The sequence below is a fragment of the Vibrio sp. OPT46 genome (genome assembly GCF_015163535.1).
Taxonomy (GTDB): domain Bacteria; phylum Pseudomonadota; class Gammaproteobacteria; order Enterobacterales; family Vibrionaceae; genus Vibrio; species Vibrio alginolyticus.
The window spans coordinates 180,146-189,968 of sequence record NZ_JADDYG010000824.1; the positions used below are offsets into that span (position 1 = coordinate 180,146).

The window sequence follows — 9,823 nt, forward strand, 5'->3', positions numbered from 1 at the left end:
TAGCATGTCTGCCGCACACTTGTCGAACTCAGGCCAGTACTGCGCTTTTGGCATGGTCTTCAGATCAACCTTGATACCGATCTTAGACAACATTGCCGCCGCCGCTTGTGCTACTTTCGCATCATTCACGTAACGGTTGTTTGGTGCGATCATCGTTAGCGTCAGGCCATTTTCGTAACCCGCTTCTTTCATCAGCTCTTTCGCTTTCTTCAAATCGTAGCGAGGAACCAGTTTGTCATCGTGACCCACGTAACCTGCCGGGCTTTGCTGACCAGCGGCCGTTGCGAAGCCTTTCATGATTTTCTTCACGATACCTTCGTTATTGATTGCGTGAACAATCGCTTGGCGAACGCGAACGTCTTTCAATGCTTCGTTGCTGTTTTGGTTTAGTTGGAACGTGATGATACGAGTACCAGGTAGCGTAACTAGGTCGATGCCGTCAGCATCTTCAACGCGTTTGTGGTCGTTTGGCGCTACAGGGTGAATCATGTCAACACCGCCAGAAAGCAGCGCTGCTACACGAGTTGCGTCTTCTTTGATTGGCACAAGCGTTAGCTTATCAACGTTACCTTTCGACTCTTTGTCCCAGTAATCTTTAAAGCGTTCAAATTCCACTTTTACGCCCTGTTCACGTGAAGTCACAATGAATGGACCCGTGCCAGATACGTTAGTCGATGCAAATGAGTTACCGTGCTTCACTAGCTCAGACTTGTCTTTGCCGTCCGCAGTTTTGCCAGTGTAGAACTTGCTGTCCATTGGGAAAATGTACGTTGCGGTTTGCAGCACTAGTGGGTAAGGACCTTTAGTTACAAGATCGAACGTGTTGTCGTCCACTTTGACGATTTTCTCGTACGGGTCGAAGATGTTTTTAAAGTCAGGAGAGCTTTGTAAACGCTGGAACGTCCACACGACGTCGTCAGCAGTTAGAGTATTGCCAGAATGGAATTTCACACCTTCACGCAGTTTGAAACGAACAGTCGTATCGTTAATACGTTCCCAACTTTCCGCTAGGCGAGGCTCGAAATCCATTTTTTGAGTAAAGCGAACCAACGGATCAAATACCATGTGTGACATTTGCAGTGTGCCACCTGATAGCTGCTCATGTGGGTCAAGCGATACTGGGTCAGCTGCATAGCCAACTTTGATATCTGCTGCCATTGCGTTAAAGCTTAGGCCCGCAGCCATTAGCGCCACTGCTAATTTGCTTTTCATGGTTTTCATTTGCATAACTCCTTCATGCGGGGATACGGATCCCTTGTTGTTGTGTTTGCGTCTTTGTTATGACTAAAGGTTAGCCAAGCGAATTGCTTGGTTTATGCCGTTTCGATCTCTTCTCGCAAGCCAGTAAACTCCGGCATCAGAGAAATCAATTTTTTGCTGTATTCGTGTTGAGGTGCCGTGAATAACTGTTCTGTTGGTGCCACTTCTAAAAGTGTACCCATTTGCATCACACCTACTCGGTCACACATCTGACGAATAACAGGTAAATCGTGGCTGATAAACAACATAGTCAAGTTCAGCTCACTTTGCAGATCTTTCAGCAAGTTTAGAATTTGTGCCTGTACCGATACGTCCAGTGCTGAGGTCGGTTCATCACAAATCAAAAGTCGAGGACGAGTCGCCAACGCACGCGCAATAGAAATACGCTGACGCTGACCACCGGAGAATTCATGAGGGTACTTAAGCCCAGCCATTCGACCCAAACCAACATGATCCAATAGGTCATTCACGATTTGGCGAGTTTCCGACTCGTTTTTCGTCAATTTATGGAAACGGATTGGCTCAGCAATAATATCGAATACCTTCATACGAGGGTTCATTGAAGTATATGGGTTTTGGAACACCATCTGCATTTGACGACGCATCGGGCGGCGCTCTTTCTCAGAGGTTAAAGCGGTCAGGTCAATGCCCTCGAATTTCACCTGACCAGAGTTAGGTTGGTATAAACCAGCAATCACACGTGCAATGGTCGATTTACCTGAACCAGACTCGCCCACCAAACCAAAGGTTTCGCCTTCGTGCACTTCAAAGCTCACATTATTAGATGCTTGCACGTATTCTCGGCGGCTCTCGAACAAAGAGTCTTTGGTAACAAAGCGAAGATTGACGTTCTTCACGTCCAAAAGCGGGCCAGTGTACTCACGCTCATCTTGGCTTTGTCCTAACCAGTGGTTCTTGATATCGAGTGGCTCCATTTCCGCCGCTTCTTCGATATAGCTTACTAACGGGAAACGATCTAGCTTTCTGTCTGAACGTGGTACCGCTGAAATTAGACTGCGAGTATAAGAGTGATCAGGATCGCCCAATACTTTGGCTGTTGGTCCAAACTCCACCAAGTCACCACGATACATTACCGCCACGCGATCGGTGACGTTGGAGACGACACCCATATCGTGAGTAACCAACATACAGCCGACATTGTTCTTGATACACAGCTCGCGGATCAAGTTGAGGATTTGGTCTTGGATAGAAACGTCTAACGCCGTAGTTGGTTCGTCCGCAATGATGAGATCAGGCTCACCAGCCAAAGCAATGGCAATGACAACACGCTGACGCATACCACCAGAGAATTGGTGCGGGTACTGTTTTAAGCGGTTTTCTGGTTGCGGAATACCAACCTGCTGCATAAGAGAAAGCGCGCGCTGATACGCCTCTTCATCAGAGACCTTCATGTTGGCGTGGATCGTCTCTTTCAGCTGTTGCTCAACAGTAAAAAGTGGATTGAGCGAGGTCATCGGATCTTGGAAAATAAAACCTATTTTCGAGCCGCGAACCTTACGCATCGCTTCTGGTGATAGGCCAGAAATTTTTTCTCCATCCAAGAAAACATCGCCGCTAGCAACGCGACCTGGAGGGCTAAGCAAATCAATAACGGCGTTACCAACGGTGGATTTACCCGCACCTGATTCGCCAACAACACCCACGATTTCACCACGTTCAATATGAAAAGAAAGTGACTTCACGGCAGCGTGAACGCCGTGTCGGGATGGGTATTCAATACGAAGGTTTTTCACTTCTAATAGTGACATTTCAGACCTCTACTGCCTTGTCTGTGGTATCGAATCATGCCAAAGGCACCATTCATCACCTGAATGAATCCGTTCAAATTCAGAATAATACTCTGAAATCTTTATGCGGAAATAATTTGGCAAAAATCACACAAAAAAGCAACAATTAAAGTATATTCCGCCGAAAAAACATTAAATAAACGCACAATTAGCGAATAAAAATGCATTAACAAGTATTTAACCATTTTCATATCACACTATTTTTGTGCGTCATGCACCAATAAAACTAGAAAAATGCTCTAAAAGTAAACATGAGCTAAACAAGATCATTAACCATATTATTCATGTGCATTTATTAACATTTAACAAACAATATCATATGCAAAAAGTGTTTTTTCAACATAAAAAACTATTAATAAAATAGTCGGCAAATACAAAAAGCCAAACTTAGGAAGAGAAAGGATAGGTCAAAACGTGAACAAAACAGCAAAACCACACAAATCCTGCTCCAATGCAGATTATGCGCCACTTAAGCGGTTTATTGACTAAGCAAAGGAAAGTACCGCTATCTTCATTCGTACGTCATAAGAAAACTCGCCGGTTTTAACCCTTTACGACACAATTGAGAGTGGGATAATAGATGAACAGTGTCAAAGCCAAGCCGTAAATAAAAGGAGCCCCTGTGCTTAAAGCGATTTTTTTTGATATGGACGAGACTTTATGTGCAACGTCACAAGCCGATAAAGTTGCAGGACAAGCGTTTACAGCTTGGATTCATAAAACCTACCCACAAGTGACTGAGCCAAAAGCTTTTTTGCAGCGCTACTTACAGGGTGTATACAAAAAGCTGAATGCTGAGTTCCCTCACCTTGTTGCTCTGCTACCCGATGAAAATGCCTTCCGTTGTGGCCTGATCCAAAACATCTTGGCGGAGCAAGGCGTCAGCATCACTGCAAAAGAGGCTCAACAAGCTCAAGACTACTTTGACTCTGCACGTATGGGCGCGTTCACTTTCTTCCCTGGTGTAAAAGAAATGCTCAGCGACCTTCGTCAACATTACAAACTCGTCGTGATCACTAACGGCCCGATTTTTTCTCAACACCCTAAATTAAACGCGACACAAATGAGCAACTGGGTGGACCATATTATTGTGGGAGGAGAAGAGCCAGAAGAGAAACCTGCTACAAGTATTTTCCAAAAAGCGCTCGACTTGGTCGAAGTAAAACCAGAAGAGGCTCTACACGTGGGCGACTCTTTACCTGCTGACATTGCTGGCGCTAACAATATGGGCATTTTGAGTGTATGGGTGAATGCGACAGGCGCAAGCAACTCAACGGATATAACGCCAAGTTTTGAAATCCAAGAAACGGTAGAACTGAAAGAAATCCTTAAAACACTCGCCCAATAAAAGCAGCGGATTAGAAAACTACAAAACCCCAGACACTGCTCTGGGGTTTATTTTGTCAGCTCGAAAAGCATTTGGATCATAGGTGGTCAAAAGCCCCTAGAGCTGTACACTTTTGGGAAAAATTGAAATGGAATGCCGATTCTTTTCAGGAGAGATGCAAAAAAGCCCCAGTCTTTCGACTGAGGCTTTAAATAGTGGTCGGTGAAGAGGGATTCGAACCCCCGACCCTCTGGTCCCAAACCAGATGCGCTACCAAGCTGCGCTATTCACCGAACTGTATTTGCTGATTTTCTCAAATCAGACAGGACACTTCAACTAAGAAGTCACCTTAATTAATGGGGTGGCTAACGAGATTCGAACTCGCGACCACCGGAATCACAATCCAGGGCTCTACCAACTGAGCTATAGCCACCATCAATTTTTGCTGTTTACCGCTCTATTAGAGCCATAAACTAAATAGTGGTCGGTGAAGAGGGATTCGAACCCCCGACCCTCTGGTCCCAAACCAGATGCGCTACCAAGCTGCGCTATTCACCGACGATGTTTTATCTTGATTGAATCAAGATTGGGAGCAATGCTACCGCATTCAATCTAAAAAAGAAAGAATGGGGTGGCTAACGAGACTTGAACTCGCGACAACCGGAATCACAATCCGGGGCTCTACCAACTGAGCTATAACCACCACTGATTTTTACCGATGTATCCTCCGAGGCAATGGTACGCCCGAAAGGATTCGAACCTTCGACCTTTGGCTCCGGAGGCCAACGCTCTATCCAACTGAGCTACGGGCGCATGCCCTATCGGCGGAGTGGAATAATACGGATATCACACTATGCCGTCTAGTACTTTTTTTACTTTTTTTATCGTTTGGTCTCTTTTTCGACAGTTATCTTCCGTTAAAGTGGATTTTTGATGTGATTCACGCCCTGTCATGGATAACTTGTTGTTTATTGCAACAAGTTATCGGGATATAATCACCCATTATTTACATTGATTTAACAGCTGCAACCAAGTTGTCTAATCATTCTATGCCATTCAGTGGAATTTAATGATTTCTCTGCTCGGCATTAATACTCTAACTATATAAATAGGTAAGTCACTTACCTCGGGAATGTGAAGTGGGTTTAATGGATATGTCTCGACAAATGATTAGCGTTTTGTTCGCTGCCTTAACGTTTTCTACGGCAGCTTTAGCTTCTGACATCAGCCAAACTGAATACGATGCGATCGCAGAACGCATCCAACCTGTCGGTGATGTTTATCTAGCGGGTTCTGAGCCAGTGAAAGAAGAGCCAACCGGTCCACGTGATGGCGCCACAGTTTATGGTACTTTTTGTATTGCTTGTCACGCATCTGGTGTAAACGGCGCACCTAAAACAGGTAATGCCGATGATTGGGCACCACGTATTGCACAAGGCAAAGATACGTTAGTGAAGCACGCATTAGAAGGCTTCAATGCGATGCCAGCCAAAGGAACCTGTATGGACTGTTCTGACGATGAAATCATCGCAGCAATTGACCACATGATTGAAGGTCTATAAGTAAAGACATCAACGAAAAAGGCTTGCCAGTTGGCAAGCCTTTTTGTTTTTAGTCAGTGAGAACAGGGTTACTTTACTTCTTAAACATTGCTCGAATATTGGCAATGTGTGCTTGACCTTTCGCCATACGCTCTTCTGCTGATACTGGCTTTTTGTTTACTTCCCATTCAACGTCATCAAATGGCAACTCATCCAAAAAGCGGCTTTGAGTCGGTTTGATCAACTCGCCGAACTGCCGACGCTCTTTGCACATAGTGAAAGTCAGTTCACGTTGCGCGCGAGTAATACCAACGTACATCAGGCGACGCTCTTCTTCCACGTTATCTTCATCAATACTGGTTTGGTGCGGTAAAATACCTTCTTCGGACCCAATTAAGTATACATATGGGAACTCAAGGCCTTTTGATGCGTGCAAGGTCATCAGTTGTACTGCATCACTGTCTTCATCTTCTTCACCGCGCTCCATCATGTCACGCAAGGTCAAACGTTGAACGACTTCTTTTAACGTTTTCTCTTCTTGATCGTAGTTGTCACCCTCTAGGTCCGCCACTATCCATGAATAAAGATCAGAAACGTTCTTCATTCGCATTTCAGCGGCTTTCGGACTTGCTGAAGTTTCGTATAGCCAATCTTCATAATGGATATCACGAACTAGCGAACGAACCGCTTCGACGGTATCACCACGCTCAGCTTGATCAGCAATCGCCACTAGCCATTGGGTGAAACGACGCAGGTTTTCTAGGCCACGTCCCGTTAGGTGCTGTTCGAGCCCCATTTCAAAGCTCGACTCAAACAGGCTCTTCCCTCGCATATTGGCATAACTGCCTAACTTCTCTAACGTTACTGGGCCAATTTCACGTCGTGGAGTATTCACAATGCGCAAAAATGCATTGTCGTCATCCGGATTAACCAAAACGCGCAAATACGCCATGATGTCTTTAATCTCTGCGCGCGCAAAAAACGAGGTGCCGCCAGAAATTTTATACGGTACACGGTTTTGCATCAGAGACTTTTCAATCAAACGTGATTGGTGGTTACCACGGTATAGAATCGCATAATCTTTATATTCGGTACGGTTTAGGAACTTATGCGCAATTAGTTCACCCGTTACGCGCTCTGCTTCATGCTCTTCATTTTTAGCCAACAACACTTTGAGTTTTTCACCGTCAGGAATTTCAGAGAACAAGGACTTCTCATAGACGTGAGGGTTGTTAGCTATCAAAATGTTGGCCGCACGCAGGATTCGACTCGTTGAACGGTAGTTTTGCTCTAGCTTAATCAAACGCAAATTTGGATAATCTTCACCCAGCAACACGAGGTTCTGAGGTTTCGCACCACGCCATGAATAAATAGACTGATCGTCATCCCCTACAACCGTCAATCGCCCACGTTCTCCGACAATTAATTTGACCAGCTCATACTGACTCGTGTTGGTATCTTGATACTCGTCAACCAGTAGGTAACGGATACGATTCTGCCAACGCTGACGAACATCTTCATGATTACGTAAGAGTAAAACGGGCATCAAAATTAGGTCATCAAAATCGAGCGCGTTATAGGCTTTCATTTGCTTTTGGTACATATCAAAACAGAACGCAAACAATTGTTGCTGTTCACCTTGCGCACGCGCTTTGGCTTGCTCTGGCGTCAACATGTCGTTTTTCCAGTTGGAAATACAACTCAGAAGCTGACGTAGCAGATCTTTATCACCATCAAGCTGCTTTTCGGTAAGTTCTTTGAGCAGCGCTAGCTGGTCTTGGTCATCAAACAGTGAGAAGCCCGCTTTCAACCCTAAATGCTTGTACTCACGCTTGATGATGTTCAATCCTAAAGTGTGGAATGTTGATACCATCAAACCTTTAGACTCACCTTTCCCTAACGTTTGACCTACACGCTCCTTCATTTCACGTGCTGCTTTGTTGGTAAACGTCACCGCAGCAATATTACGCGCTTTGTAACCACATTGCTGAACCAGATAAGCGATTTTATTGGTAATAACACGAGTTTTGCCCGAGCCAGCACCAGCTAGCACTAGGCATGGACCAGACACGTATTTCACGGCTTCATCTTGACTAGGGTTCAGCTTCATAGAAATTCTCTGCGGGTGATGAATGTGGCGCCTATGATAAAGGGGTGGCCTCGTGAAAGCTATGCTGATTTCTTGTAATTTTCACACCAATTAAGTGCAATATTCTGTTGCATAAATAGCGGGTATTTAAGCTATAATGAATGAACGTTCATTCACTAAAGGGTGACATTATGAAGGATAACCCTGCTGTAGATAAACGAGAACAAATCTTAGTCGCTGCTGAACAACTCATTGCTGAATCTGGCTTTCAAGGGCTTTCCATGCAAAAGCTCGCCAATGAGGCAGGTGTCGCAGCAGGGACGATTTACCGTTATTTCTCAGATAAAGAACATCTTTTAGAGGAACTACGCCTTAACGTTGCTAAGCGTGTTGCTACTGCGGTGCAACTAGGTGTTAGTGAAGAGATGCCTTTAAAACAGCGTTATCGAACCATGTGGCTCAATATTTGGAATCTAGCGAGCTCGAACTTAAGTGCGATCAGCAACCGAGTCCAATATGAATCTTTACCCTGTTCAAATAGTAGCAAAGCTCGGGAACTTGAGAGACAAATGTTTGCCCAAGTAGATCTTCTTTTTAATCAGGGTAAAGACGAGGGAGTATTCAAGCTTCTCGATAACGAAGTACTTTCTGGATTAAGTTTTGAGGCAAGTGTTGCACTTGCTCGGAAACACGCTTTGGGATTTTATCAACTGGATAAGACGGCATTAGAGGCCGCTATTGAAGCCAGTTGGGATGCAATTATTAAACACTAACTTGGAGTTCTTAATAGAATGAAAAAGTGGACTTTCTTTATGTTACTTATCGCCGTTCTCTTGTTCGGCAGCGTGATAGGTTTCAATTTATTTAAGCAACAAAAGATCGCTGAATACATGGCAAACCGTCCTGAACCTGAGTTCCCAGTAACCGTGACAGAAGTGCAAGCGGTGGATTGGGTACCAGTCATCGAAGCAATTGGTTTTATCGAGCCAAACCAAGGCGTGACGGTAGCAAATGAGACCAGCGGTGTTATCGATAAAATCGCATTTGATTCCGGTACTCAAGTTAAATCGGGTCAGCCATTAGTGCTGCTTGATTCTGAAGTCGAAAAAGCAAATTTGAAGAGCTCGCAAGCTAAGTTGCCAGCGGCAGAAGCGAAATACAAACGCTACCAAGGCCTATTCAAAAAAGGATCTATTTCTAAAGAAGCGTATGACGAAGCAGAAGCAAACTACTTCTCCTTAAAAGCAGACATTGAAAGCCTGAAAGCGACCATCGACCGACGCGAAATCAAAGCGCCATTTGATGGTGTGGTAGGTATTCGTAACGTGTACCTCGGTCAGTACCTACAGGCGGGCACCGACATTGTTCGCCTTGAAGATACCAGCGTGATGCGCTTGCGCTTCACCGTGCCACAAACCGATATTTCACGTATCAATATCGATCAAGAAGTGGATATCTTTGTTGACGCTTATCCAGACCAACCTTTCAAAGGGTCTATTTCTGCGATTGAACCAGCTGTAAACGTACAAAGTGGTTTGATTCAAGTTCAAGCGGATATCCCTAACAGTGACGGCAAACTGCGTAGTGGTATGTTCGCGCGTGCAAACATCATTCTGCCTAAATTAGAAAATCAGGTCACTCTACCTCAAACCGCGATCACATTTACGCTGTATGGCGACAATGTTTACATCGTAACAGAAGAAGATGGCGAAAAACGCGTTAAGCAGCATGTGGTAAAAGTTGGCGAACGCTCTAAAGATATCGCACACATTCTAGAAGGCGTGAAGCCAGGTGATGT

At 44.8% G+C, this 9,823-nt stretch carries 7 protein-coding genes and 5 tRNA genes; 4 read left to right on the top strand and 8 right to left on the bottom strand.

The annotated features are described in order from the left end of the window. Positions 1-1,221 (bottom strand): ABC transporter substrate-binding protein (locus IQR33_RS28915; protein ID WP_193844268.1); only part of this gene is annotated, 1,221 nt, incomplete at its 3' end. Between the two features lie 92 nt (positions 1,222-1,313). After that, positions 1,314-3,029 carry a dipeptide ABC transporter ATP-binding protein gene (locus IQR33_RS28920; RefSeq protein WP_005379108.1) on the bottom strand — a complete coding sequence of 572 codons (1,716 nt, stop codon included), beginning with the start codon at positions 3,027-3,029 and terminating at the stop codon, positions 1,314-1,316. A gap of 661 nt (positions 3,030-3,690) precedes the next feature. Between IQR33_RS28920 and IQR33_RS28925 the strand changes: the two genes are divergently transcribed. Next, positions 3,691-4,416 carry an HAD family hydrolase gene (locus IQR33_RS28925; protein WP_193837273.1) on the top strand — a complete coding sequence of 242 codons (726 nt, stop codon included), beginning with the start codon at positions 3,691-3,693 and terminating at the stop codon, positions 4,414-4,416. A 195-nt stretch (positions 4,417-4,611) separates the two neighbouring features. Here the strand turns inward: IQR33_RS28925 and IQR33_RS28930 are convergent. The 5 genes from IQR33_RS28930 to IQR33_RS28950 all read right to left on the bottom strand — a co-directional run bounded on the left by IQR33_RS28930 (position 4,612) and on the right by IQR33_RS28950 (position 5,208). Continuing rightward, positions 4,612-4,688 (bottom strand) — tRNA-Pro (locus IQR33_RS28930). 64 nt (positions 4,689-4,752) lie between these two features. Further along, positions 4,753-4,828: transfer RNA gene (locus IQR33_RS28935), tRNA-His, on the bottom strand. A gap of 48 nt (positions 4,829-4,876) precedes the next feature. Next, a tRNA-Pro gene (locus tag IQR33_RS28940) sits at positions 4,877-4,953 on the bottom strand. Between the two features lie 69 nt (positions 4,954-5,022). Further along, positions 5,023-5,098: transfer RNA gene (locus IQR33_RS28945), tRNA-His, on the bottom strand. Between the two features lie 33 nt (positions 5,099-5,131). Beyond that, positions 5,132-5,208, bottom strand: a tRNA-Arg gene (locus tag IQR33_RS28950). 335 nt (positions 5,209-5,543) lie between these two features. Here IQR33_RS28950 and IQR33_RS28955 point away from each other — a divergent pair. Beyond that, a complete protein-coding gene (locus tag IQR33_RS28955) occupies positions 5,544-5,957 on the top strand; it encodes a c-type cytochrome (RefSeq protein ID WP_005384252.1) in 414 nt (137 codons plus the stop codon). 73 nt (positions 5,958-6,030) lie between these two features. On the opposite strand, the gene rep is transcribed toward IQR33_RS28955, so the two are convergent. After that, a complete protein-coding gene (gene rep / locus IQR33_RS28960) occupies positions 6,031-8,046 on the bottom strand; it encodes a DNA helicase Rep (protein WP_005379104.1) in 2,016 nt (671 codons plus the stop codon). A gap of 170 nt (positions 8,047-8,216) precedes the next feature. Here rep and IQR33_RS28965 point away from each other — a divergent pair, with 170 nt between their 5' ends. Then, positions 8,217-8,798, top strand: coding sequence for a TetR/AcrR family transcriptional regulator (locus IQR33_RS28965; RefSeq protein ID WP_005384254.1), 582 nt, complete (start codon positions 8,217-8,219; stop codon positions 8,796-8,798). Positions 8,799-8,816: 18 nt separating this feature from the next. Further along, on the top strand, positions 8,817-9,823 hold a 1,007-nt coding region (vmeC, locus tag IQR33_RS28970), incomplete at its 3' end, for a multidrug efflux RND transporter periplasmic adaptor subunit VmeC (RefSeq protein ID WP_193844269.1).

Excerpts from the sequence above, each read along its gene's own strand:
- IQR33_RS28920 (WP_005379108.1), bottom strand. The coding sequence starts at position 3,029 with ATGTCACTATTAGAAGTGAAAAACCTTCGTATTGAATACCCATCCCGA.
- IQR33_RS28955 (WP_005384252.1), top strand. The coding sequence starts at position 5,544 with ATGGATATGTCTCGACAAATGATTAGCGTTTTGTTCGCTGCCTTAACG.
- rep (WP_005379104.1), bottom strand. The coding sequence starts at position 8,046 with ATGAAGCTGAACCCTAGTCAAGATGAAGCCGTGAAATACGTGTCTGGT.
- IQR33_RS28965 (WP_005384254.1), top strand. The coding sequence starts at position 8,217 with ATGAAGGATAACCCTGCTGTAGATAAACGAGAACAAATCTTAGTCGCT.